The sequence below is a fragment of the Atopobium sp. BS2 genome, from assembly GCF_000565075.1.
In the GTDB taxonomy this organism is placed as follows: Bacteria; Actinomycetota; Coriobacteriia; order Coriobacteriales; family Atopobiaceae; genus Lancefieldella.
The window spans coordinates 165,060-191,077 of the sequence record NZ_JDFG01000012.1 but is presented as its reverse complement, the minus strand read 5'-3'; the positions used below and the strand labels follow the sequence as shown (position 1 = coordinate 191,077).

Below are 26,018 nucleotides of genomic sequence, written 5' to 3'. Positions count from 1 at the left end.
GTCAGATTTGGCTTCAAGCACTGCTCTGTTTTAGTATCAGCGCTTAGGCATCTCAAGCACTAAAGGAGTTACACGTGATTTCGCTTTTGCACAAAACTATGTCAGGACAGCAACTGTCCTTGTGCATGTCATCTGCGAGTTTCAAAGCTGAATCTGCGCCTCAGAGTACGGCTTATAATTCAGCTAAGTCAAAGCTCTCGCATAATCGCGCGTACTCCTCGCTGCTTGTAGTTCTTCTCGCCACGCTTCTTTTGAGTGGGCTGTTCTTTATGTCTCTGAGCGTGTTTTCTGTTCAGAGTGCTTTTGCTCTCACCACAAATAAGGCAACAGCTAAGTCAAATCAGACAGAAGGCAATGGCGTTATCGGTGGCAAAGAGACCCGTTTGACCTGGGAGGGAGCAGTTGAGGACGAGCAGGTCTCTCAGTTGACCTTGCAGCTTCCTGAAGGCTCTGATTTGCAGAGCGCAACTACTAAGGTGACCGTTCTTTCAGGTCTTACGCGCGAGAAGATCGAGGCAACGGCAAGCGTTGAAGGAACGCAGGTTGTGATTTCTTTTGCAACACCAGTGGACGCTCAGAAGCTAATTCGCGTAGAGATTTCTGGCATGAAGTTTCCCGCTGACGGTGGCTCGTACACTGTTGAAGGAACCTACACCACTGAGCAGGGAACTCAAAAGCTTGCTTCTTCTCCGCAAATCAACATTATTTCTAATACGCCTGTTCAGGCTCTAGTGAATTGGCTTGACGCTCAGCCTTGGGTTGAAGCGTGGAATTCCAACCACTTTTTGGGCATGTTCTTAAAGCCACAACTGATTGTCTCTTCAGTGGTGATGCTTTTTCCTGGATGGCTGGTTTGCCTTGCAATTGTAATTTGCGCTTATCCTGTAGCTATTGTGCTGGGAATGGGCTTTGCGCTGCTGAAGATTTCCAAAAATCCGCTCCTGCGTGCACTTGCGGTGGTATATATCAATTTGTTGCGTGGAACCCCATTCTTCCTGCAGATTTATATTCTGTTCTTTGGCCTTCCTATGTTAAATATCAATCTGGACACCAATCTGCTTGGCTTTATTGTGGTTGCTATCAATTCTTCTGCGTATCTTTCTGAGATTTTCCGCGCGGGCATTCAATCAATCCCGCCGGGTCAGTATGAGGCAGCAAGCTCTCTTGGAATGAATCGTTTTCAGACCATGACGTTTATCATCATTCCTCAAACTATCCGTCGTGTTATTCCACCTCTTACCAGCGACTTTATTACTTCCTACAAAGATACCTCGCTGCTTTCTTCTGTAGGTGTTATGGAGCTGATGATGTTTGCTAAAAACCTCACCACCTCAACGGGAAACATGACGCCCTACATGACAGCGGCTCTGTTCTATTTGGCAATTACCTTGCCACTCATTAAGGTAGTTGGCAGTATCGAGAAACGCATGGAGCAGTCAGAAACAGGCAAAACGGTAAGCGCTTCAGTAAGTAAGACTCAAGCTATCTCCAAGGAGGAAAACTAATGTCTTTCTTTTCTTTCAAAAAGAAGTCGAACACAGAACATCCTGCCTTGGATGCTGAAGTTGCTGCACAAGAGGCATTTGAGCGTGATAAGCCCCTTACTAATCATACTTTTGAGGCAGGTGAACATCCTATTGTTCGTATTGAGCACCTCAATAAGTCGTTTGGATCAACGCATGTCTTAAATGACGTTAACCTGACTGTTTGGCCAGGTGAAGTTGTGGTTGTACTTGGCCCTTCGGGCTCTGGTAAGTCCACCATGCTTCGTTGTATCAATCTACTGGAGACTCCTTCTGCAGGTCATATTCTTATTGAAGATCAAGAGATTACGGGCACAAACGAGGCAGAGGTAAATGCGCTTCGTAGAGATGTGGGAATGGTCTTTCAGCAATTCAATCTGTTTGGTCATTTAACGGTCAAAGAGAACGTAATGATTGGTCAGATTAAGGTTCTAGGAAAGTCAAAAGAGGAGGCAGAGGCAGAGGCGCTAAAGCAGCTGGAGGCTGTTGGCCTTGCCGATAGAGCAGACTTCAAGCCTGGTGCGCTTTCCGGTGGACAGCAGCAGCGTGTTGCAATCGCTCGCGCCGTTGCTATGCATCCAAATGTACTTCTGTTTGATGAGCCTACTTCCGCGCTTGACCCCGAGCTTGTTCGTGGTGTTTTGGACGTCATGCGTAATCTGGCAAAGAACTCTGGTATGACCATGATTGTGGTAACGCACGAGATGGGTTTTGCAAAAGACGTGGCAGATCGCGTGGTCTTTATGGAAGGAGGAGTGGTAGTTGAGCAAGGTACTCCTGATGTCATTTTCAACAATCCACAAAACCCTCGAACAGCTGAGTTCATTGGCGCTATTGCGTAAAACCCATACTTTTTAGAATTAATACGCAAACATAAAAAATATTTTAGAGCGAGAAGATCTTCTCGCTCTAATTGCAGATAATAAGGTATATCTGCTCTTTATTCGCAGCTTGTGGTATGCTTTATAAGATTAAGCTTATCCTAGGGGGAATCGATGCATCACAAGAATATTCTTCTTGTATCTGCAACGACACGCTTACATGAACGTATGCGTGAACTTTCGCATGTCATTGATGTGTCTATTGCTCTTGCAAATGCAGCCTCATTTTCTCAGGCTGCGGCTTCTGGTCATACCTTTGACCTGATTATTCTTGATCAGAAAGAACTTTCCCAGGATGTTATTAGCACGGTAGAGAATTATTCTGCGCAAAATGGCGGAATTGCTCGCCTGTTTGTTGCTGACCTTGATAATCTTTCTAAGTTTGTTCTGCCTGTTCAGGGTAAGAGCGATTTTATTTTGTCTACTGCAACTATCCAGGAGTTTAGCCTTAGGTGCTCGCTGCTTTTGTGGCCAGGTACCGAGAGCACTTCTAGAGATTTGGTTATTGTTGACAATATAAAGATTAACCTGGCTACGTATCAGGTTTATATTGACGAATCTCCTGTTGATCTTACGTATATGGAGTATCTGCTGCTGTCATTCTTGGCAACACATCCGTCTCGTGCATACTCACGTGAGGCTCTTTTGCAGCGCGTTTGGGGCTTTGAATACTGCGGCGGTACCAGAACAGTTGACGTTCACGTCAGGCGTGTTCGCTCAAAGATTGGTCCTCAAGCAGCCGCTCATCTTGAGACGGTACGTGGTGTAGGCTATCTGTTTAGAGCATAATCGCAGGTACAAACTGCATTTAATGGGATCTGAAACTTCTTACTTACGAGCAGGACTCCCGCGCGTCTTTCTCATAATGAGAAACGAATTTTTGTCCGGTATAACGGGTAGAATACACATATTGAAAAATTGGTGTTTAGCGCAGAATTATGTGCGTTAGCTGTTTGCATCAAAGTGATGTTAAGGAGGATGTCTATGGAGAACCAAGCACATGGTTTAACCACAGATACCGCTGTTTATAAGCGTTTCTCGCCAGTTGAGCAGACTGGATTTATGTCTATGTTCAAAAGCTCAAGTGTAAAAAGAACAGCTTGTGCAATTGCTTTTGCCGTTGCTTGTGTCCCTACCATTGCTTTGGGAGAGGGAATTTCTAAGCTTCCTGCAGCATCTGGTCAGGCAACTATTTCTCAAGCAGCGACGTCTCGTCCTGCTGCAGAACCAACTGATACTAAGACGGCAGAAACGGTAGCTTCTAAGGTTTTGCCTTCGGTTGTGTCCGTTAAGGCTACCAGTGATTCATCAGGCTCAACCGGTTCTGGCGTTGTATTGAATGCAAATGGAGACATTCTTACCAATTACCACGTCATTGAGGGTATGGATACGTTCTCTATCTCCGTTAACGATAAAGAGTATGAGTGTACTGTTGTTGGTACAGATCCAACCTCTGACCTTGCTGTTCTTCATGCTGACCTTAAAGGAGATAGTCTTACTCCAATTGAGATTGGTAACTCCGATAACTTAGCTCCTGGTAGTTGGGTTATGAGTGTTGGTAGCCCATTTGGTCTTGATCACTCTGTTTCTGCAGGTATCGTGTCTGCTCTTTCCCGTGGAGATATGCTTGAGACAGAGGGTGGAGAAACTACTATTTATGCAAACCTCATCCAGGTTGATGCAGCTATTAACCCAGGTAATTCTGGCGGAGCTCTGGTTGACTCCAATGGTCAGCTTGTGGGTATTTGTACGTTGTTCTCGTCAGATACCAAGTCATTTGCGGGTATTGGCTTTGCAATTCCTTCTAACTATGCCATTGATATTGCAAATCAGATTCTTTCTGGCCAACAAGTTAAGCATGCCTATATTGGCCTTTCTATGCAGACCGTTACTCCTCGAGTTGCAAAGCGCAATGATCTCTCGGTAGATTACGGTGCGTATGTAGCAGGCCTTCTTGATGATAGTCCTGCAGAGGGTGCTGGTATTAAAAAGGGTGATGTTATTGTCTCTATTGGTGGAGAGCGCGTAGTTTCTGCTGATGCAGCTATTATTGCCGTTCGCTCTCACAAGATTGGAGAGACCGTTCCTGTAGAGGTCGTACGTGGAGAAGACCGCCTTACCATCAACGTCACGCTTGGTTCTGATGAGACGCTTTCTTCTATGAAAGAGAAAGAAAAGAACAGCAAGAACGAAACAAACAACGTTGATGATAAGCAGGATCGTACTGAAGATGATGATTCCTATAGGTATTACCGCCAGCAAAACTATTGGGAAGAATTCTGGGATTACTTCACTAATCCTTATGGAGATAAAGATGTTAATTCCGATAATCCATTTGTGAATATCGTAGAGAGCATTACCAATAGCATTGCAGAAGCAATCTACGGAATTTTTGGCTAACACTCAGATTGTGTTTGCTGTGTTTGCGTTTGTTTGTTCTGCTATGAGTTAGGGGAGTCTTGTGGATTTGCTTGTGCTGTTAGTTTTGGCTGTAGTTGTCATTGTGCTTATCGTGAGCCTTGTCACACTTTCCTCTAAGCTCTCGCAAGTAAAGACGCTGCAAGAGCAAAGTCAAACATCATCTGCAGAGCTTATAAGAAGCTCCCAAGAGTTGGATCGTCGTGTTACGGATAACATGGCAAAAATGCAAGAGCTTATGGATACAAAGCTTGAGAAGGTAAGAGAGGTAGTTGATCAAAAGCTCACCTCAACACTGCAAAATCAGACGAAGCAGACTGATCAGCGTATTGCTCAGCTTGATGCTCGCTTTGATGCTTTTCAGCGTCGTGTGGATGACAACATGAAAGCAACTTCCCAGGCTTCAACTGAGCAGCTTGCTAAGGTTAGAGAGACTGTTGACAAACAGCTCAGCGACATGCGTAAAGAGAATGAAGCAAAGCTTGAGCTTATGCGTCAGACCGTTGACGAGAAACTCCAGAAAACGCTCGATGAGCGTATGACCCAATCGTTCCAGCGCGTATCTACGCAACTTGAGCAAGTTCATCAAGGCTTGGGAGAAATGCGTGGTCTTGCGGAAGGTGTTGGAGACTTAAAGAAGGTTCTTTCTGGCGTTAAGACTCGCGGAATTGTTGGAGAAATTCAGCTTGGCGCAATTCTAAGAGACATTCTTTCTCCAGAGCAGTACGAAGAGAATGTTGCTACTGTTTCTGGTTCTACTGAGCGTGTTGAGTTTGCTGTTAAGTTGCCTGGAGAGTCAGGGGAGACCGTTTGGCTTCCTATTGATTCTAAGTTCCCAGGGGATACCTATGAGCATTTAGTGGATGCAATCAATGTAGGTAATGAGGAGGCGATTGCTGCTGCTAAAAAGAGTCTAGAGACTCGAATTAAGGCAGAGGCAAAAGATATCTCTACAAAGTATATTGCTCCACCAGAGACAACTAACTTTGCTATTTTGTTCCTTCCTTTTGAGGGACTTTATGCAGAGGTAGTCAGTCAGACGGGTTTGCTTGAGCAGCTACAGAGAGAGTATCGCGTTAATGTGTGTGGGCCTTCCACTATGGCTGCGCTTCTTAACAGTCTTCAAATGGGATTCCAATCTGTTGCTATTCAGAAGCATGCAGACGAGATTCAAAAGGTACTCTCTGCGGTTAAGACAGAGTTTGAGACGTATCAGGCTCAGCTAGAAAAGGCTCGATCACAAGTTCAAAAAGCAGAAAAAGCACTGGATACCATTTTGACTACAAGAACAAATGTTATGAGTAGAAAATTGAGAACTGTTACCGCATTAGAAAATCTCGATGAGGCTCAGAAAACGTTGGGGATTAGTGGCGTGGTAAATGATGAAGACGAGGATGAGAAGTAAGTAATTTTTTCGATAATTGATAAGTTGTTCAAGATACATTAAAGAAGAATATATATTTAGTACGGTCCGAGAGGAGATGAAAAATGATCCAGCGGGAATCAAATCTTGACCATGATATTTTACTTCCTCTGAGTGTAAAAAAAGTAAGTAGATCATACAGGATGAAAGAAGGGAAACGTATAGTTTTAGATAATGTGTCGTTTTCTGTTCATTTAGGGGAAATAGTTTGTGTACTCGGACCGAATGGCGCTGGAAAGACTACTTTAGTAAAAATTGCTTCATCGCTTTTACTCCCAGATTGTGGAGAAGTAGAAGCATGTGGTGTAGACGTTCTTAAATGTCCTCGCAAGGCTTGTAAGAATATTTCTTTAGTTCTTGGTGGAGAAAATGGGTTTTATCTTCATGCTACTGCTATTAATAACTTAAGATATTTTGCGCAAGTGAGTGGTGTCCCTTTTGATGAGCAAGAATCAAGAATTAAAAATGCCCTTCAACAAGTACATTTAGTTGAATTTTCAAATCAAAATGTATCAACTTTTTCTAGGGGAATGAGACAAAGGCTTCATCTTGCAAGAGCTTTAATTTCGGCTCATAGTTTAATTCTTCTTGATGAGCCAACATCTGGTTTAGATCCAAATAATGCGGCAGACGTCAGGCGGCTTATCGCTGAGTTACGTCATATCCCTAGTGGTATTTTACTTACGTCTCATAGCATGAGAGAGGTTGAATTATTAGCTGATCGCGTGCTTGTTCTCAAAAAAGGAAAGTGTATTTTTCTGGGCAGCCTAGAGGAGTTAAGGCAGAAAGTAAAAATAGAGGGCGTATACACGTTTATAACTGATTGTCTTGATGAATCTAAAATTAAAATTTTAAAGGAATGTTCTGGAATTGCGTCAGTTGAAGTTCTTGAGAAGTTTGATTCAATTTATGTGGATGTGTCGGGAAATAAGAAAATGGTTTTTGATTTATGTGTTGATGATTTTGGTTGGAAGAAAGTCAATGAAAGACGTGCTTCACTCGAAGAGGTGTACCTTGCTGTAATGGGAAAAGATAATGAAAGATAGTGTTAATTCAATTTTTGATATGCGCTCAGAATTGCAGATGTTACGCTTTCATACGAGTATGTTTTTAACGACTCCATTCTTTTTAATAAGTGTTCTTGGATCATGTTTTAGCTTCTCTTTGTTTAAGATTTTTTCAATGATTCAGGGGTCTAGTAATCATTCATTTTGGGTTTATTCATCTATCGCAACTATATGGGCTTCTACAATTCTCTCAACAGGTATTATTGGATATCAGCGTTATCAGGGAACTTTGGATTATTTGTTTATAAGTCCGAAGGGAATTGCTAATATTTTTTATCCAATTATCTTTTCTGCAACTACATTAGGTTTAGTTCTTGGAGTACCGTGCTCTATTCTTCTTAGCTTATTTTTTGGTGTTCCTATTATTCTTTCTATAAATGAGATATTGGCACTATTTTTTTCAACGGTTGCATGCGCCTCTTCATCTTTGGTTTTGTCTTCTTTATATGTTTTAACAAAAAATGCTTCATCATTTGAAAGCCTTATTCTAACTGGTATATGGATAGGGTCTGGTATAGTTTTACCAATAGAAAACTTTCCATTACCAATGCGTATAATCGCATACTTACATCCTTTGACTCCAGCAGTAAAGTTAATTACCTCAGCTACTGTGCAAGATTTTTTCTTGTATTCGGTTGTTTGTTTAATTTTTTCGATTGCATATGTTTGTTTAGGACGGTTTCTAATTCAATTAGCATTTTCAAATCTTCGCAAGGATGGAGATTGTTCATAATTATGAAAAAAATTACTTCATATATCTATCCTGCAATTTGTATATCATTGACTTCTTTATCCAGCTACGGCTCTATTTTAGCTTTTTGCATTCAATTTTTTATTGAACCTATTTTTTCATATCTATACTTTATTCTGTTTGGTATGCAGCTTTCTGCCTCAAGTATGTCACTGCTTGTAGGAATTTTAACTTTATCGTCATGGCTTTCTGCAATGCAATGTTCGGCCAATATTATTGTTCAAGATCGATTTGCTAAAACAATTTTTATGTATTTGATTTCTCAAAACCGTGCAATGGTATTCTTTTTAATTAGATACATAACAATTACTGTTATTTGTTTTATGAGTTCTCTTGTAACCTCAGTTATTGTTCTTTATATTGCAGCAGCTGATGTTCTGACCCTACTTGTTCCTTTATGTATATCCCTTATTCTTGCTTCTCTTGGTGGCGCTATATTTGGAGTATTTTCTTCAGTAATTGGTTTATTGTTAACTGATGGATTTGCTGTACTAAACTTATTATCAATAAGTATCCCCATACTTTCTGGAGCTGTTATACCACTTTATTTATTTCCAAACCCTTTGATTTCTATCTGCAAGTGCATTCCGATTTCATGGATTGTTGAAAGTGTCGGATTATTTTTGAGTTTTAATACAAGTGATGCGTTTCTATTGTGTGGTTATGCGTTGCTCTTAGAACTTCTATGGATATTGATAACGCTTGCTTTCATCTCTTTTTGCAACAACAGACAGAGAATTACTGGTCAAATAGAGGGAATGCATTTGTAAATACTGTATAAAGATACCCATAAGGGGTAATTTCCTTCGGATATTAATAAACCATAAGGGTATTTGAAGGAGGTTTTATGGGAATCATGGGTAGATAAAAACGGCGGCTTCGGTTGCTGTTTTTTTTGTTGCATAAAAATACCTTATGGGGGTATACTGTTTACAGAAACTAATACCCCCTTAGGGTATGCAAAGGAGGACAGATGGCTCAGAAAGACAGCCAACCACAGGAAACTTGTTGTCATTGTGATCACAAGGCAACTCCTCGCTCAAGCGAGCTTAAAAGTGGAGTTTCTCGCCGTATTAACCGTGCAATCGGCCAGTTAAATGGCATTAAAACAATGATCGATGAGGATCGTTATTGCGGAGATGTCCTTATTCAGCTTGCAGCAGTTGAGTCTGCGGTTAAGGCCATCTCAAGAGAAGTAATGCAGGATCACCTGGAGTCTTGCGTGGTTGACCGCATCCAGTCGGGTGATACAGAAGTTATTGATGAGGTCATGGACCTCTTTAAGCGTTTTATGTAAGGTGGCGTTATGGATCAGAAAGTTTTTGATGTACAAGGAATGACGTGTGCAAGTTGTTCTGCGCACGTAGAGAAGGCGGCAAGCTCTGTTTCTGGTGTCTCTGAGGCTCGCGTTAATCTGCTTAAGAATTCTATGGAAGTTGATTACGACGGTAATCCAGATACCCTCAAGCAGATTTCTGACGCAGTAAGCAAAGCAGGCTATGAGGCAACACCTCGTAGCGACAAAAAAGATTCTGCTGCAACTACTAAGGCAGATGCTACCGATGCTTCAGAAAAGGCGGTAAAGCAAAAGAGGATTGAACTTATCTCCTCAATGGCGTTTGCCATTCCACTGTTCTATCTTGCCATGGGTGAGATGATGGGAGCACCTGTTCCGCCTGCTGTTTCTGGTATGAATGGCATGATGAACTTGGCTCTTACCGAACTCTTGCTTTGCATTCCTATTCTGTTTATTTGTCGCCACTATTTTGTTGGTGGATTCCGCTCATTGCTGCATGGCGCTCCTAATATGGACTCGCTCATTGCGCTGGGCTCAGCAGCGTCGTTTGCCTACAGTGTTGTCAGTTTGTACCAGATGGCAAACGCTTTTGTTGCAGGAGACATTACTGCAGCTCACCAGGCAATGCACGGCATGTACTTTGAGTCCGCAGGTTTGATTCTTGCTCTGATTACCTTGGGTAAGTTCTTTGAGGCTCGCGCAAAAGGTCATACCACAGGTGCAATTAACGCACTTATGAACCTTGCCCCAAAGACTGCTATTCTCGTCAAAGACGGTGTTGAACAAGAAGTTCCTGCAGATACCGTTGTGGTGGGAGACGTGCTTGTGGTAAGGGCTGGACAGTCAATTCCTGTTGATGGCCAGCTCATCGAAGGAGAAGGATCTGTCGATGAGTCCGCTATTACTGGAGAACCCGTTCCTGTAAGTAAGACCGTTGGCGATTCCGTAACAGGCGCAACGGTATCTACTGGCGGCTGGTTTAAGATGCGCGCCACCGCTGTTGGTGATGATACAACGCTTGCAGGCATTATCCGCTTAGTTGACGAGGCAACAAGCTCCAAAGCACCTATCGAGCGTCTTGCTGACAGCATTGCTGGTGTTTTTGTACCTGTTGTCATTGGAATTGCGCTGGTAACGTTTGCAGCATGGTTTGTCTTTGTGGCACCTGGTGACTTTGCGGTTGCTCTCTCGCACGCTGTTGCTGTTCTGGTTATTTCGTGCCCTTGTGCACTTGGTCTTGCAACACCTACTGCCATCATGGTAGGCACTGGTTTGGGCGCTTCAAATGGCATTTTGGTCAAGTCAGCCGAGGCGCTTGAGGGTGCGGTTAGAGCAACCGTGGTTGTTCTTGATAAGACCGGAACGCTCACTGAGGGCAAGCCGAGCGTAACTGACGTACTTTGTGCAGGTGGAACTTCCGAGCAGCAGCTACTTGAGTATGCATATGCGCTTGAGCAAAAGAGCGAGCATCCACTTGCGCAGGCTATTGTTACGTATGCTCAAGAGAAGCTTGGAGAGTCTGCAGGCAGCTCTCTTGATGTACAGGAGTTCTCACAGGTTGCTGGTGGTGGCCTTACGGCAAAAGTTGGCGAGAAACGCCTTGTAGCAGGAAACGCTCGTCTTATGGAGCAGGAGGGCATCAGCACACAAGAGCTGACTTCTCAGGCTCAGCAGCTAGCTGAACAGGCAAAAACACCGCTGTACTTTGCGCTTGAGGGTAAGCTTCTTGGTGTTATTGCTGTGGCCGATAAGGTTAAGCAGACCAGCGCATCCACTATTGCTCGCCTTCGTGCTATGGGCGTTAAGTCCGTCATGCTTACTGGCGATCAGGCAACAACAGCAAACGTTATTGGTAAAGAGCTTGGCGTTGACCAGGTCATTTCTGACGTCTTGCCAAGCCAAAAAGAGTCTTACATTAGGCAGTTCCAGGATGCTGGAGAAAACGTTGTCATGGTTGGCGATGGCATCAACGATGCTCCAGCACTCGCGCGAGCAAACGTGGGAATTGCAATTGGTGCAGGTACCGATGTTGCTATTGAGTCCGCTGACATTGTTTTGATGAAGTCTGATCCAGCTGATGTTGCTACCTCAATTGAGCTTTCTCGCGCCACCATGACCAACATTAAAGAAAACCTGTTCTGGGCTCTGTTCTATAACACCATTTGTATCCCTGTAGCTATGGGCCTGTTGTATCCATTTGGCATTTCGCTGAACCCTATGATTGGTGCAGCCGCCATGGGCTTCTCGTCAGTCTTTGTTGTATGCAATGCACTGCGCCTGCGTACCTGGAAGCCAAAGAATACCAGCTCAGCAACTCGCCAAGACGCTCATGACACAAAACCAGTCATTGACGTCCAAACTAAGTCCATAAACGACGCATCCGCGTCACAGAAGGAGGAATCTTATATGGAGAAGAAACTAAACGTAGAGGGCATGTCTTGCCAGCACTGTGTTGCACACGTCACACAGGCTCTTGAGGCTGTCGAGGGTGTCTCTAAGGCAACCGTTTCACTTGACGAGAAGAGCGCTGTTGTTGAGCTGTCTTCTGATGTCGCTGATAGCGTATTGGTTGATGCTGTTGTTCAGGCAGGATATGAGGCTACTATTGCCTAAGGTGGGCAAGTAGACGGTCTTTCTCGCTAGAATCACTAAATACCGCACGTGCAGCATTTTCAGCAAGCTCACGTGCGGTATTTTTGTCTAGACCGCAGTGCTGTTGTAAAAGCTCAAACTCGCGTGAGAGGGTAGTGTTGGAGACAGTCATGTTGTCCGTGTTGATAGTGACCGTCAGACCAGCATCAAGCAGTTGCTCAAGAGGGAAGCGCTCTATTGACTCAAAGATGCGCGTTTGAAGGTTGCTGGTAGGGCAAATCTCAAGCGCAACATTTGCAGCTTTAAGGTCCTGGATAACGCCTGTGTCTTCCAAAGAACGAACACCGTGACCAATACGTTGTGCGCCAAGTCGAAGCGCAGCCTTGATGCTTTCTGGACCAGCAGCTTCTCCCGCGTGAATAGTAAAAGGAACATCTTTTCTTTGTGCTTCAGCAAAAAGTGACGAGAAATTCTCTGTGGCAAAAAGCGCTTCTGCTCCTGCTAAGTCTGCAGCTACGACGCCATTTCCAAGGTACGCTGCAGCCAGATCAATTGACTCTTCATTTTTGTGCTTAAGCGCTTCACCTGTGCCACGCATAGCGCAAATAATGTATGCCGTGTGGAGCGCTGACTGTGGATGCTCTGCATAGAAGTCAGCTCTACCAGCAAGAGCAGCCTCAAGAATTTCTTGCTGAGAAAGACCTCCTGCAGTAAGACTTCCTGGTGCAAAGCGAGGTTCAGCATAGAGAATGCCCTCTGCGTCAAGTTGCTCGTGAAATGCCTTTGCAACCGTACGAATGCCCTGTGCTGACTGCATAAGCTTGAGCGGCAGCTCAAATGTAGCAAGATACTGGTTAAGATCCTGGCAATGAGCTGGGACTTGCATCTTTTCTTTGAGTTCAGCCAAAGAGAAATCAAGTCCTGCTTCTGCTGCAAGTTGGGCCGCGGCAGGAAGTGGGATTGATCCATCAAGATGAACATGCAAATCGATAAGAGCACAGGAGCTCATGGCGCCTCCTACAAGAAACGTATGCTATGGCGCAAAGAGCGCAAACTAGATAGCTACATCATACGGTAGGGAAGTGGCGTTTTCCAAATCGTTCGCAAGTTTTTCAAACTGGTATCCATTGACGCGCTCAAGCAGATGTACTTCATCAGGCAAAACGTCATAGTGAATCTGAGAGCAAATAGCGCAGGCAATAGATCCAATGGTGTCTGTATCTCCACCCATCTCTGCAGCTATTCTCGCTGCTCTAGAGACCTTTCCTTGAGAGAGCTTAACTACCGCAAGAACTGCAGGGATGGTCTCTATAGTTTCATAACCACAGCCGCAGTAGTCGTAGATGTCTCTTGATGCTGCTAGGGGAGTCTCTAGGTTTTTGGCACCCTCGCAAAACTCCAGCGCCATGATGCACTTTTGATACATACTGGGCATAGGCATTTGTGTACCAATTTTTGTGTAGAGAGCTCGGTGTCCGTAACTTAAAGCAGTTTCAAGAGCGTCCTCTACCGTAAACGAGTTTTCAGAAAGACCTCTGCTTATGGCGGCAACAATCATTGATGCGCCCATGATAGCTACGTTGGTTCCATGAGTGGGAAGCGCAAGTTCAGTAACGCTGTTAATGAGCGCATGTTTGTCTTTCCAGCTCACAATTGAAGCCATCGGCGCACATTTCATGGCACATCCGTTAGTGGTTCCAAGGCGACCACACGTTTTAAGCGAGTGGCCAGAAAGTCGATTGGCTAACGCAGCTCTTGTGGAAGGGCCAACTACCTGTGCAGCGTTTGGCTCTGTTGCCACATAATTTTCTAGTGCATCAAAGTAGCGGGATTGGTTAAAAACCCCCTGGTTATCAATGATGTTTTTAGTCAAAATGATTGCATTTGCTGTGTCATCTGTAGTCTGACCTGCGGTAAAAGGTCTTCCAAAAAAGTCATTTTTAGGTGGATTTGAAAGACTTTGAACTCCATCAGGAAATGCAAAATCGATTTGGTGTGGTGACATCATCTCTGTTGGCATGCCATAGGCGTCGCCATAAGCAAGGGCCGTAAGCATCCTGTAGAGTTTAATTTTTCTTGCCGTGTTCATGTTACTCACGCTTCTCTATGTCAGAAGAACGTGATGTTTTGGCTCTGCAGAGACTCTTGTTACCTGCAGAGATAAGCTTCTCATAGCAGCTTGCCATGATTGCTCCCCTCAATTAGATATTCTCTGTCTTTACAGATTTTTCTTTACTGTGCCGTAAGGAATGCCTCACTCCTTAGATCCTTACTTTCCTAGCTTGTAGTCGCAATACAAGCTAGATGGCTCAGACAGAAAATATCTCCCCCAAGTATGTTTAAAGATATCAAATATTTAAGTATTACTACAGGGGGTAAGGCTTATTAATCGGCGGGCGGTAGCTGAAGAGAGCTTAGAGGTAACTTGCTCACAATAGTGACTACATGCTGTTTTATATTCTCTCTAACGTACTGAGCCATTGCTGGGTAAAATGGATGGTAGCAATCTGAAAGGAATGGACATGCCCGCAATTTTGACTCATGACTTCTTTGGTAAGGATGCCTTTGATATAGCTGCAGGCAAACTTGGTTTTTCTACGATGGAAGAGCGAGAAGCTTTTCTGTTGGGTAACCAAGGTCCAGATCCGCTGTTTTATTTAGCAGCAGATCCGCTGCTGCATCGCTACGCTAAATATGCGTCGATCATGCATAAAGAAAAAACGCCTGAACTTCTTCTTTCTATGCGAGACGCAATTGCGCCTCTGCCACTTAAAGACGTTGCGGTTGCTCGCGCCTATATTGCGGGATTTCTCTGCCACTATATGCTTGATTCCACTGCTCATCCCTTTGTCTATTACTGGCAAAACATGCTTATCTCTCAAGGCGTAGAGGGCTTGGATGAATCTGCTAAAAATCAAGTACATGCAGAGATTGAGAAGGACCTTGATGAGGCAATTCTTTACGCTCATCTTGGTAAAACGGTAGCTACCTATAGGCCTTATAGCGAGGTTTTGAAGGCATCGCTGCATACGCTTTACGTTTTGGATAGGGTGTTTTTCTTTGCGTTGCTATGGACGTATGAAAAACCTACCGATACCAGGATTTTCTCGTCAGCTGCTGTTGATTTTAGGATTATCCAACATCTAGCATATTCGCCAACAGGTAAGAAGAGAAAGCTACTTGGTCATCTTGAACGCACCTTTGGTACAAATAGGTTCTCTTTGATTGAGGCGCTCTCTCACGGGGCAAGGGAATCCTCCGATTCTGACTTTGATAACAGAGCGGGAAATGAGTGGACTGATCCTTTTACGGGAGAGATTCGCAAAGAGAGCTTCTGGGATTTGTATGACCATGCGCTGGCAAATGTGCCGTATGCACTTGACGTTTTCTTCTCGCCAGACTTTAATCTTGATACTGCAAAAGAGCTTACGCAAAATCTGAACTTTGATGGTCAGACGCTTGCAGATGAAGGTTCGACAGAATAGGTTTTTGTGGCAACGTACGTTTTTTCTGATATTCACGGTCATGTGGAGCCGCTTAGGCGTGCTCTAGAGCGTATTAATCCAACTGAGTCAGACGTGTTCTATTGTCTTGGCGACATGATTGACCGTGGTCCTAGCTCGCTTGCCACTATAAAGACAATTCGTGAGCTTCCTAACTGTACCGTTTTAATGGGCAATCATGAGCAACTTGCGCTGCAAGCATTGGCCCCAGAGGCGGATATTGAAGCTCAGTTTATGTGGCAGATTAACGGGGGAGACGCAACACTTGCTGAGCTCAAGACGCTTTCTGAAGAAGAATATGGTGAGCTGATTGACTGGTTGCAGGCGCTTCCTTTGTACGCCACCGTTGAGGTCCAAGGCAGAGATTTTGTTCTGGTGCATGCGGGTGTAAAGTCCAATGGCGTTCCCTTGCCAACCGCCTGGGATAAGACTTCTTTGGAGCAGTATTTAAGCAAGCAGTCTGAAAACGATCTTTTGTGGATTCGTGAAGAGTTTTGGCAATATCCAACGGATTTCCGCACGTCAGAAGCAGCATATCCCGTTGTAATTTGCGGTCATACACCCACACCTTTGTTAGCAAGCTTTGGTGCAAAAAACTTGAACCGCAGTGCCACCACTCCTGATGGCCTTGCGCAATGGGTACAGTCAGATGGCGACAAGTGGGGAATTGACACAGGCACTACAGGTGGAGCCGGCTATGGCCAAGTAACTGTACTGCGCCTTGATGATTTGCAGGAGTTTGTTGAGTCGCTGCAAGAAGGTGAGTAGCTGTGGCTGTAAAGACGCCACAGCCTGCCAGCGATAGTACAAAAACTGCGCTTACGCATGTAGAGAACACGCTTGATCCCATTATTTTCCCGGACTCTCGCGTGCTGCTTTTGGGATCCATGCCAAGCCCTAAGTCTCGAGAAATTGGCTTTTACTTTGGCAATCCTCAGAATAGATTCTGGCGCGTAGTTGCTGCGCTATATGGCGAGAAACCCCTCAAGTCCATATCTGAAAAGATTGACTTCTGTAAAAGACATCATCTTGCTCTTTGTGATGTGCTTAAGGCTTGTGATATTAAGGGTGCTAGTGATGCTTCTATTGCAAATCCGATTCCACACAATATTGGCGCTCTTATTCAAGATTCATCAATCTGCGCTATTTTTACGCTGGGTGGAACCGCAACAAAATTCTACAAGCGTTATACTGAGCAACAAACTGGTATTTCTGCACGTCAACTACCTTCTACAAGTCCTGCTAACGCACGTATGTCAGTTGAGGATTTGGTGGAGGAATTTTCCATTATCAAAAAATTTACCAATTGTGAGTTGACAATATCCTAGTTGCGGCTAGGATTATACGCATGCGAATTATGGCTACGACATACACTGCACTTTGTGCATGCACCGCGATGTGTCTGGTGCCCGGGTCACATACGACCAGGGTGTAATTGTCGCTGAGCAAAATTTTCCTGGTATAGACTCGGGCGTAAAGCTATTTTGTAACTCTTGTGTGAGTATTCGCACATCCCGAGAGGATTTATTCGCATGGACTGGAGCTTCATAGGGGAACACCTCCCACTGTATGCAGAAGCTGCAAAAATAACGGTTACTATCTCTTTCTTTGGAGTTCTCTTCTCGCTTATCGTTGGTTTGATAAGTGCTCAGATTTCGCTGACAAAAATTCCTGTTTTAAGTCAGCTTAATGCTGTTTACGTTGAGCTTTCCAGAGGAACACCCCTGCTTATTCAGCTGTTTCTTATCTACTTTGGTCTGACTAAAGTTGGTCTCAAAATGGATGCAGAGGTAGCTGCTGTTGTGGGTCTAACGTTTCTTGGTGGCTCCTATATGGCAGAAGTGTTTCGTGCAGGTTTTGAATCAGTTGCAGCTATTCAGTTTGAATCTGCACAGGTTTTGGGCCTCTCAAAGATTCAAGCTCTCCAGCACGTTATTCTTCCACAGGCACTTTCTGTAGCAATTCCAGGCCTTGTTGCTAACATCATTTTCTTAATCAAGGAATCTTCCGTTGTTTCCGGCATTGCTCTTGCAGATTTGATGTACGTAACCAAGGACATTATTGGCATGCAATACGACACTACAGAAGCCCTCTTTATGCTGGTAATTGCCTATGTGATTATCCTTGTTCCTATTTCTTTGCTTGGCAGCTGGCTGGAGAGGAGGCTTGACTATGCCCGTCGATAACATTTTGCTGCAGGAAGGAGTGATAACGCGCCTTCTTGGAGGTCTTGCAACAACGGTGCACATTGGCCTTATCTCTGTGGCACTTTCCATTCCTCTTGGTATTCTCGTTGGACTTTTTATGACATCCAACAACAAGGTGGTTCGTGCAATTCTTCGCGTTTACCTTGAGGTTGTTCGTGTTATGCCTCAGCTGGTGCTGCTCTTTGTGGTGTTCTTTGGTACTTCTGAATGGTTTGATGTTAATTTTGATGGCGTTGAAGCTTCAATTGTAGTTTTTACCTTCTGGGGAGCAGCCGAGCTTGGAGACCTGGTACGAGGAGCGTTGGAGTCAATTCCAGCATCTCAGTATGACAGTGCGTTTGTACTTGGCCTTTCTCGCCAGCAGACGTTTTTTAAGGTCATCCTACCTCAGGCTTTCAAGCGTCTTTTGCCTCCAGCTATCAACTTGATTACACGCATGATTAAGACAACGTCACTGTGTAATCTGATTGGCGTGGTTGAGCTGCTCAGAGTTGGTAGTCAGATCACCGATTTTTATCGCTTTAAGTTCCCAACCGACGGAGCACTTTGGATTTACGGAGCTATTTTCTTCCTGTATTTTGCTGCCTGCTTCCCACTTTCGTATCTTTCACGCAGGCTTGAGAGGAGCGCCTCACATGAGTAACACCGTTTTAGCAGTTAAGGACCTCACTAAGGTATATCCCTCAAGTCAGAAACCCGTGCTTGATAAGATCTCGCTCTCCATCAATAAAGGCGAGGTAGTCGTGGTGTTGGGACCTTCCGGTTGCGGTAAGTCTACGCTGCTTCGCGCCATTGTTGGCTTGGAAGATATCCAAGGGGGAGAAGTGCTTCTCCACGATCAGGTTATTTCTGGTCAGAAGAGGGAAAGCGCTGCAATAGGCATTGGAATGGTTTTTCAAAGCTATGACTTGTTCCCTAACATGACGGTTTTGAAAAATGTAACTCTGGCTCCTCTGGTGGTGCAGAAGCGTTCAGAGGCTGAGGTTTTAACTCAGGCAGAAGAGTTGCTACGTCGAGTAGGGCTGTGGGAGAAGAAGGATGCCTATCCATCAGCGCTTTCTGGCGGTCAAAAGCAGCGTGTGGCCATTGTTCGTGCTTTGATGACTAATCCTGAGGTGCTTTTGCTAGACGAAATTACCGCAGCTCTTGATCCCGAAATGGTTCACGAGGTTTTGCAGGTAGTTATGGAGCTGGCAGAGCAGGGGATGACCATGCTGGTGGTAACTCACGAGATGCGTTTTGCTCAAGCAGTTGCTGATCGAGTCATCTTGATTGATCAGGGACACATCGTAGAAGAGTCGTCTGACGCACAAGAGTTTTTCTCGGCACCTAAAACAGAAAGGGCACAAGAGTTTTTGCGCACCTTTGAATTTGAACGTGTACATAAATAAACAGCGTGTTTTTTGCACGTAGATGATGTAGTAATTGATTCAACTTGTTAGGATTTAAAATGAACTTCTTTGAAAATACTTCCGCTTCTCTTTCTCGCCGTGCTTTCCTTGGTGCAAGCGCACTTTCTGCTGCAGCTCTTTTGGCTGCTTGCAAGAAAAAGGATTCCGATGGAGCTCAGGGCGGATCTTCTGATACAGACTCAAAGTTCAGAACTCTTGATGACATCAAGAAGGCAGGCACGGTAAATATCGGTGTCTTCAGCGATAAAGCTCCTTTTGGGTACGTTGATGCAAACGGTAATTACGCTGGTTACGACATTGTTTTTGCTGAGCGTCTTGCAAAGGATATGGGCGTCAAGATCAACTACATTGCCACTGACGGACAAAATCGCGTGCCTTTCTTGCAGTCCAATAAGGCAGATATCATGTTGGCAAACTTTACGGTAACTGATGACCGTAAAGAAAAGGTTGATTTCTCCCTGCCATACATGAAGATCAAGCTGGGTGTTGTTTCTCCCGCTTCTGCGCCAATTACTGATGTTTCCCAGCTTGATGGCAAGAAGCTTATTGTTTCTAAGGGAACCACGGCTGAGGTTTGGTTTGCTAAGAACGCGCCTAAGGTTGAGCTGGTCAAATTTGATAGCTATGCTGATGCGTATAACGCACTGCTCGACGGCCGCGGCGATGCTTTCTCAACCGATAATACCGAGGTACTTGCATGGATCAAGTCTAACCCTGGCTTTGTTGTTGGCATTGATGACCTGGGCGACTCCGATACTATTGCCGCTGCAGTTCACAAGGGTAACTCCTCGGTGTTGGAGTTTATCAACAACGAGATTACCGGCCCTCTTGCAGAGGAGAACTTCTTCCACAAGGCTTATGAAGAGACACTCGCTCCAATTTACGGCGATGAGGTAGATCCGAATACTATGGTCGTCGAGGGCGGCAAAATCTAAGTTCTGGGCTTAGTCCGTCTTTACAGCTCAATACACCCATTTCGCGAGAAGACCTTGCAGCTTGTAAGGTCTTCTCGCGTTTGTAGCCAAATTGTTAATTTGTACAGTACTTTTTAAAAATGATTCTTTGTGCTGATAAAGTAGGTCAACTATTTTTTTGACCGACTAGGGCAAAGGGGCTGATAATGGCAGCTGAACAGCAAAAAGCAACTCGTAAAATTGGCGTTCCCAGGTTTCCCGGCGATATTATGCTGTATCCACTTTCTGTGGGCCTACTACTCCACTCTTTTTTCCCTCAGGTTCTAGAAATTGGTAGTTTTACTACAGCTGTTGCTAAGGGTGCTCCTGCGATTGTTGGTATTGTTCTGCTGTTTGTTGGCGCCTCCATTGATCTGAAGACTGTTCCAAAGGTTCTGAAGACTGGCCTGACTATTCTTATCCCTAAGCTTGCTATTGCCATTGCCTTTGGTCTCTTTGTTGCAAAATTCATGAACGATAATTTCTTTGGTCTTAATGCTCTTTCCATTATTGGCGGCATTACCTTCTGTAATGTTGCTCTGTACATTGGTATTACTGCTGAGTACGGAACTCCTGATGAGCAAGGCGCGGCTGCAGTTTTGTCTCTTGTTGCAGGTCCAGCAGTTACCATGATTGCTCTTGGTGCAGCAGGCGTTGCAGCAATTTCTCCAACCGCACTTGCGGGTACCCTTCTTCCTCTAGTCCTTGGTGTTGTTCTTGGTAACCTTAGTCCTTTTATCAGGGCACTTTTGGTTCCTGGTATTAACCCTTGCATTGCTGTTGTTGGTTTTGCGCTTGGTTGCGGCATGAGTGTTGAGAACCTTATTATTGGTGGTCCATCAGGTATTCTCCTAGCAGTACTTTGCATCATCACGGGTATTCTTACCATGCTTGTTGAGCGTCTTCTTGGTGGCTCTGGTAAGGCAAGTCTTGCAAGCGCGACTATTGCTGGTACTGCAACAACCACTCCTGCAGCGGTTGCTAGTGTTGATCCAACGTATACAGCCCAGGTTGTTGCAAACGCAAACGCTCAGCTTGCTGCCGCGGTAGTTATTACTGCACTGGTAGCTCCAGCATTTACTGGTTGGCTTGATAAGAAGCTTGCAAAGAAAAATGATGCCGGTGAGGTACAGGCTTCAGAAGAAGTATCTGCTACTGAGTAATTACGTGAGCCTTATATAATGCATATGAAAAACCCTCTTCTGTGCAGGCAGTTCAAATGCAGGTGATTATGATTCTGCAGCGTGTTAGCGCCGGCTTTTAGGCCTGGCGCACAAAATAGCGCAGCTTTGGTAGGTTCTGCCGAAGAATCGACATGTTATTAATCAAGATAGCCAGGCAGCTAGGTGGTCACACTACCTGATATGCATATCTATGCATAAACTTCATCTAATATGCTTAAACATGAATAGAGAAATATAAGAAATTTAACTATAGATGAATTCTGCATCTACAGAACACACCTAAGTCGGATATTCTGCTCAAATGTGGGCATTTTACACATCTAATGACGATAATCTGCATGTTTGTGGTAATTTCTGCGTCATGTATACGTCTTTTTAACAGATTATCCGACTTAGGTGTGTTTTGAATTGCCTCCTATTTCTCGTGTCCAAGAAATGGGAGGCAGTTCACAGAAGAGGGTTTTATTCACCGGTTAAAGAAAATAAATGATGTGGCTGATCTCAAATATAAGCGCAAGTATGAGGAAAACTAAGAACAAAATTCTTACCCATTTTTTGATACCGCTTTTAAAAAAGACATAAAAATCGATAACCTCAGTCAGAATTAATACTAGAAAAAATAGTAATGGTGGAATAAGTCCCTGTTTCCACAGTAGCCGCATTCCCTGATAAGCCAGAAAACTGACTAATATTACAATACGAACTGTTTTTCTAGAAATCGGTTCTGAAAAATTAAATATCTTCTCGCCAAACATATCTGTTGCCTCCCTATGGACAACAAGAGCAGTTTATTTGTTACTAAAGATTGTAATACTGTCTATTAACCTCGTAGTATATAACTATAGTAATTTAACTTGTGATTGGAGGTGCGTATGGAAGTTGGGGAGTGGAGCATTAGTTCTCCGGCATCCAAGTTTTTACTTGGTGCGCCGTGGTCTGAAAAGCTTGCTCACGGATGGGTCCATCCGCTGCGTTTCTCTTCCAATCAGCTTAGAGTCATTGGCTCCTGCTCTTCTTGGCACCCCGGTCTTTTTAAACAGATGGCAACGTGCACTTCAGATATTCAAGTTGCTTTTACCACGGACAGCTCAGAAGTGGTTCTTGATCTAAAAATTGATGAACTTCCTAAGGGATCCTCGTCTGTTTTACAGTTACTTAAAGCCACGTATTTTAAAAAGCTCAGCTCTGTATTTGTGACAGTTGACGGTAAACCTTACAAGAAATTCTCGCTGGATGATGCAGGTGAACAGACACTTTCTATTCATCTAGAAACAGAAACCTCTCAGGATGACCTTGCTAGGCTTCCAGGTTTTAATGACACGCATCACGTGAGTGTTTACTTGCCCTGTTTGCAGAGCGCTTCCGTTAAAAATCTCCGTGGCAATGGCACGTTTTTCTCGCCCGATGAAGCTAAGAAAAAGCTGGTGGTGTTTGGCGATTCTATTGCGCAGGGTTTTGTTATTGAGCGCCCAGACCACACTTGGCCACACCGTCTTGCTAAGCGCATGAAGCTTGATGTGGTTAACCAGGGAATTGGTGGACAAGTTTATCAGCCTGGCTCGTATACGTTTATCGAGGATGCTTCTTTAGTTGTTGTTGCACTTGGAGCAAATTATCGATACGAGAAATGCGCAAAGTCACAGGTAACATATGATATTAAAAATTCACTCTGGCAGATCTCTCAAATGTATGCGGATGCGCGCGTGGTGGTTCTGACACCTACGCCTTATTTTGAGGATACGTATCCCACGCACCCTTATTCTTGTTTTACCGAGGTTCCTCAAATAATTGAAGAGGTTGCCGGTAAGTTTGGTTTGCAGTGTATTTCTGGAGAAAAACTATTGCCGCAGGAGAAGAAATATTTTGCTGATGACGTGCATCCAAATTCTAAGGGTGCAGCACTTTTAGCAAAAAATCTGTTTGAAGCCTTAAAACAGCCAGTTCAGGATAGTCTTTTTTAGACGCTAGGCTTTCTCAAAAGTTCTTCCAAAATTCAACACGACTTTTTGTCCGGTGAAACTTCTACACTAGAGGTGAAAAACATCTAGAGAGGATACACATGAACATCACTAATCCTTTTGCACCTCATATGACCGGGCAACTTTCAGAAGAAACTCAGGCCCTTGTGGCTGAGCAAATAGCTAAGGGCACCTTAAGCCCTTACGCGTGCAAAAATGAAGACATCATCCGCCGAGACTCCACCCATGATCAGGCATCGCTTTTGCGTCCTGCTTTTATGCGAGATGTCGAGAAAATCATGCATACCCCTGCGTATAACAGGCTAAACGGCAAAACACAGGTCTTCTCGTTCCGTGCGCATGATGATATTACACGCCGCGGCCTTCATGAGCAGCTTGTTTGCAGAGTTGCTAAAGATATTGGACGCGCACTTGGCCTTAACCTTGATTTGATTGAAGCGATAGCTCTTGGTCATGACGTAGGACATACTCCTTTTGGTCATGCAGGGGAGTATTTCCTCAATGATATTTATCACGAGCAAACGGGGCGTTGGTTTTTCCACAACGTACAAAGTGTGCGCGTACTTGATGGTCTTTATGCAAGAAACCTTTCTTTACAGACGCTTGACGGGGTAATTTGCCACAACGGCGAGTTTGAACAGCAGATACTTCAAATGAGTGATCTTTCAACTTTTGATGAGTTTGACAAGGTTGTAGAAGATTGTTGGGAGAGAGGTCCTCAGGCTATTGCTCACCTGCGTCCTATGACGCTTGAAGGGTGCGTTATGCGCATCTCGGACATTATTGCGTATGTTGGAAAAGACAGACAGGATGCGCTTCGTGCTGGCGCTGCAACAGAAGAAACGTTTGATGATGGCCTTGGTGGCGCCTATAACGCATGGGCTACCTCTGCTTTTGTTGCAGACATTGTTCAGAATAGCTTTGGTAAGCCTCAGATTTCTCTCTCAGAAGAGGCGTTTAAAGAGATGAAACGAGCAAAGCGCGAGAATTACCAGAAGATTTATGGTGCATCAGAAGCCAATGGTGATTTCTCTGAAGACATTAAGCACCTGTTTGAGAAGTTGTACGAATACGAGTTGTCCTCGCTTAAATCTGGTGATCAGAGCCTTGCAATCTTTAAGCATCATATTGAGCCAGTAAGCAGGCACCTTTCTAGGTACGGCCATACGTATGAGTGGAAGAGTGACGTGCATCGTACTGTTGTTGATTTTATTTCCGCAATGACCGATGACTACTTTGTGGCTACCTGTGAAGCACTTTTCCCAGAAGCTCAGGAGCTCTTTCCAAAGAGGAGCTACTTTGCAGAAGGGGTACGTGCGTAAGGTTTACCACTCAGTCACGGTGTGGCAAACGGGCACGTAAAGAGCATTTGTGCTGAGCGGGCTTCTCGCCAAGCTTTTATGTTTGAGACGGGGTAAAATTAGCTGCATGGATACTTTATTTTCTGGCATGGAACGTGCCGCTAAAAAAGCTAATGCACCACTTGCTGCTCGCATGCGTCCTACCACGCTTGATGGATACGTAGGTCAGGAAGATGCGGTTGGTCAGGGTTCTTGGCTGCGCAAGGCAATTGAGCACGATACGCTCTCGTCCGTTTTGCTGTACGGTCCAGCAGGCACCGGAAAGACCACGCTTGCGCGCATCATCGCTCATACAACGCACGCAGAATTTGTAGAAGTATCTGCAATTACGGGAACTGTTAAAGATCTTCGTAGAGAGATTGAAGCAGCAGAATCAAGGCTTTTAACAGCAGGTAGAAGAACTATTCTGTTCATTGATGAGATTCATCGTTTTACGCGCTCTCAGCAAGATGCCTTGCTTCATGCAGTAGAAGACAGAATAGTTGTACTTATTGGCGCTACTACAGAAAACCCTTACTTTGAGGTTAATAGTGCTCTAATTTCTCGCTCTCGTGTAGTGGAGCTGCATGTATTGTCAGATGAGGCAATCGATGAGCTCATTCAGCGAGCACTTGAGTCAGAAGATGGTCTAGCAGGCGCATTTGTCCTGGATGAAGCCGCTCGTAAAGAGATTGTGACGCTTGCAGGCGGAGATGGCCGTGCAGCCCTAACTTCACTTGAGCTTGCCTCTCAGATGGTTGATGTTCCAGAATCTGCTGACAACAAAGCATCTGAGCCGCTTGTTATCACCAAGCAAAACGTTCTTGAGGCAAATCCTCGTCGCGGACTTCCCTACGATAAAGCAGGAGATATGCACTATGACATTATCTCTGCGTTTATTAAGTCCATGCGTGGCTCAGACCCAGATGCCGCACTCTATTGGCTTGCGCGCATGATTGATGCAGGCGAGGACCCTAAATTTATTGCTCGACGCATTATGATTTTGGCCTCAGAAGATATTGGCAATGCCGATCCTCAGGCGCTGCTCATTGCACATGCAGCATTCAGGTCAGCTGAGGTCATTGGATATCCCGAGTGCAGAATTAACCTTGCGCAAGCGGTTATTTATATGGCACTGGCTCCAAAGTCTAATGCTGCAGAAGCAGGTATTGATGCGGCACTTCACGAGGTCAGAACAGGTCCAAGGCGAGAAGTTCCAAGTTACTTAAGAGACCGTACGCGCCCCGGTTCTGAAGAGTACGGCAACTACCTCTATCCTCACAATTATCCTGGCGGGTGGATTGAGCAGCGTTATCTTCCAGAAGGACTTGAACGCGGTGCGTTCTTCTCGCCATCTCCAAGAGGTTGGGAAGCGTGGAGAATTGCAGCTACAGAGCGTGATCGTCACGAGGAAGTCTAGGATTTTGAATTACCTAAGTGGGAGCATCAAGAAGGCGCTCCTCGGGTAGAATAGAAAGAACTGTAACC

Annotated in this window: 23 protein-coding genes; 21 read left to right on the top strand and 2 right to left on the bottom strand. The window is 44.7% G+C overall.

From position 1 onward, the window contains the following. The first annotated feature begins 74 nt into the window (after positions 1-74). The 10 genes from HMPREF1492_RS01720 to HMPREF1492_RS01685 all read left to right on the top strand — a co-directional run bounded on the left by HMPREF1492_RS01720 (position 75) and on the right by HMPREF1492_RS01685 (position 11,973). Positions 75-1,505: an ABC transporter permease subunit gene (locus HMPREF1492_RS01720; protein WP_051479337.1), complete on the top strand. Its 1,431-nt coding sequence runs from the start codon at positions 75-77 to the stop codon at positions 1,503-1,505. Next, positions 1,505-2,365, top strand: a complete 861-nt coding sequence (locus HMPREF1492_RS01715) for an amino acid ABC transporter ATP-binding protein (protein WP_035435245.1) — start codon at positions 1,505-1,507, stop codon at positions 2,363-2,365. The genes HMPREF1492_RS01720 and HMPREF1492_RS01715 overlap by 1 nt, the downstream gene beginning before the upstream one ends. A gap of 153 nt (positions 2,366-2,518) precedes the next feature. Continuing rightward, a complete protein-coding gene (locus tag HMPREF1492_RS01710; RefSeq protein ID WP_035427982.1) occupies positions 2,519-3,193 on the top strand; it encodes a winged helix-turn-helix domain-containing protein in 675 nt (224 codons plus the stop codon). A 195-nt stretch (positions 3,194-3,388) separates the two neighbouring features. Next, the gene (locus HMPREF1492_RS01705; protein ID WP_051479336.1) at positions 3,389-4,804 is read left to right on the top strand and encodes a S1C family serine protease; all 1,416 of its coding nucleotides are present in this window, start codon (positions 3,389-3,391) and stop codon (positions 4,802-4,804) included. A gap of 61 nt (positions 4,805-4,865) precedes the next feature. Next, the gene (locus HMPREF1492_RS01700) at positions 4,866-6,227 is read left to right on the top strand and encodes a DNA recombination protein RmuC (protein WP_232215584.1); all 1,362 of its coding nucleotides are present in this window, start codon (positions 4,866-4,868) and stop codon (positions 6,225-6,227) included. Positions 6,228-6,310: 83 nt separating this feature from the next. After that, entirely contained in the window at positions 6,311-7,291 is a 981-nt protein-coding gene (locus tag HMPREF1492_RS01695; protein ID WP_035435243.1) for an ABC transporter ATP-binding protein, read from the top strand. Then, positions 7,281-8,045, top strand: a complete 765-nt coding sequence (locus tag HMPREF1492_RS07525) for a hypothetical protein (RefSeq protein WP_156924073.1) — start codon at positions 7,281-7,283, stop codon at positions 8,043-8,045. The genes HMPREF1492_RS01695 and HMPREF1492_RS07525 overlap by 11 nt, the downstream gene beginning before the upstream one ends. Positions 8,046-8,047: 2 nt before the next feature. Beyond that, positions 8,048-8,833 carry a hypothetical protein gene (locus HMPREF1492_RS07520; protein ID WP_156924072.1) on the top strand — a complete coding sequence of 262 codons (786 nt, stop codon included), beginning with the start codon at positions 8,048-8,050 and terminating at the stop codon, positions 8,831-8,833. A gap of 203 nt (positions 8,834-9,036) precedes the next feature. Further along, positions 9,037-9,360, top strand: a complete 324-nt coding sequence (locus HMPREF1492_RS01690) for a metal-sensing transcriptional repressor (RefSeq protein ID WP_035431899.1) — start codon at positions 9,037-9,039, stop codon at positions 9,358-9,360. 9 nt (positions 9,361-9,369) lie between these two features. Beyond that, entirely contained in the window at positions 9,370-11,973 is a 2,604-nt protein-coding gene (locus HMPREF1492_RS01685) for a heavy metal translocating P-type ATPase (protein ID WP_035435241.1), read from the top strand. On the opposite strand, the gene add is transcribed toward HMPREF1492_RS01685, so the two are convergent. Together add and HMPREF1492_RS01675 are read right to left on the bottom strand one after the other, a co-directional pair. Beyond that, positions 11,963-12,961 carry an adenosine deaminase gene (gene add, locus HMPREF1492_RS01680; RefSeq protein WP_035435239.1) on the bottom strand — a complete coding sequence of 333 codons (999 nt, stop codon included), beginning with the start codon at positions 12,959-12,961 and terminating at the stop codon, positions 11,963-11,965. The genes HMPREF1492_RS01685 and add overlap by 11 nt on opposite strands. A gap of 45 nt (positions 12,962-13,006) precedes the next feature. After that, complete coding sequence (locus tag HMPREF1492_RS01675; RefSeq protein ID WP_035427989.1) at positions 13,007-14,041, bottom strand: ADP-ribosylglycohydrolase family protein; 1,035 nt, start codon at positions 14,039-14,041, stop codon at positions 13,007-13,009. A 433-nt stretch (positions 14,042-14,474) separates the two neighbouring features. On the opposite strand from HMPREF1492_RS01675, the gene HMPREF1492_RS01670 reads away from it, so the two are divergent. From HMPREF1492_RS01670 to HMPREF1492_RS01615, 11 genes are all read left to right on the top strand, one after another. Next, positions 14,475-15,437 carry a zinc dependent phospholipase C family protein gene (locus HMPREF1492_RS01670; protein WP_035427990.1) on the top strand — a complete coding sequence of 321 codons (963 nt, stop codon included), beginning with the start codon at positions 14,475-14,477 and terminating at the stop codon, positions 15,435-15,437. 6 nt (positions 15,438-15,443) lie between these two features. Next, positions 15,444-16,223 (top strand): metallophosphoesterase family protein, encoded by a 780-nt coding sequence (locus tag HMPREF1492_RS01665; RefSeq protein ID WP_035435237.1) that lies wholly within the window; start codon positions 15,444-15,446, stop codon positions 16,221-16,223. Positions 16,224-16,225: 2 nt separating this feature from the next. Then, positions 16,226-16,783: a DNA-deoxyinosine glycosylase gene (locus HMPREF1492_RS01660; RefSeq protein ID WP_035435234.1), complete on the top strand. Its 558-nt coding sequence runs from the start codon at positions 16,226-16,228 to the stop codon at positions 16,781-16,783. 204 nt (positions 16,784-16,987) lie between these two features. Then, a complete protein-coding gene (locus tag HMPREF1492_RS01655; RefSeq protein WP_035435232.1) occupies positions 16,988-17,641 on the top strand; it encodes an amino acid ABC transporter permease in 654 nt (217 codons plus the stop codon). Continuing rightward, positions 17,628-18,305, top strand: coding sequence for an amino acid ABC transporter permease (locus HMPREF1492_RS01650; protein WP_035435230.1), 678 nt, complete (start codon positions 17,628-17,630; stop codon positions 18,303-18,305). The genes HMPREF1492_RS01655 and HMPREF1492_RS01650 overlap by 14 nt, the downstream gene beginning before the upstream one ends. Then, positions 18,298-19,053: an amino acid ABC transporter ATP-binding protein gene (locus tag HMPREF1492_RS01645; RefSeq protein ID WP_035435227.1), complete on the top strand. Its 756-nt coding sequence runs from the start codon at positions 18,298-18,300 to the stop codon at positions 19,051-19,053. Before HMPREF1492_RS01650 ends, HMPREF1492_RS01645 begins: the two co-directional genes overlap by 8 nt. Before the next feature lie 59 nt (positions 19,054-19,112). Beyond that, positions 19,113-20,009: a transporter substrate-binding domain-containing protein gene (locus tag HMPREF1492_RS01640; protein WP_035435225.1), complete on the top strand. Its 897-nt coding sequence runs from the start codon at positions 19,113-19,115 to the stop codon at positions 20,007-20,009. Between the two features lie 185 nt (positions 20,010-20,194). Continuing rightward, complete coding sequence (locus HMPREF1492_RS01635) at positions 20,195-21,190, top strand: 2-keto-3-deoxygluconate permease (protein ID WP_035435224.1); 996 nt, start codon at positions 20,195-20,197, stop codon at positions 21,188-21,190. Between the two features lie 893 nt (positions 21,191-22,083). Continuing rightward, complete coding sequence (locus tag HMPREF1492_RS01625; protein WP_035435220.1) at positions 22,084-23,172, top strand: SGNH/GDSL hydrolase family protein; 1,089 nt, start codon at positions 22,084-22,086, stop codon at positions 23,170-23,172. Between the two features lie 98 nt (positions 23,173-23,270). Further along, positions 23,271-24,512: a deoxyguanosinetriphosphate triphosphohydrolase family protein gene (locus tag HMPREF1492_RS01620; RefSeq protein ID WP_035435217.1), complete on the top strand. Its 1,242-nt coding sequence runs from the start codon at positions 23,271-23,273 to the stop codon at positions 24,510-24,512. Positions 24,513-24,618: 106 nt separating this feature from the next. Next, entirely contained in the window at positions 24,619-25,950 is a 1,332-nt protein-coding gene (locus HMPREF1492_RS01615) for a replication-associated recombination protein A (RefSeq protein ID WP_035435215.1), read from the top strand. The last annotated feature ends 68 nt before the right edge of the window (positions 25,951-26,018 follow it).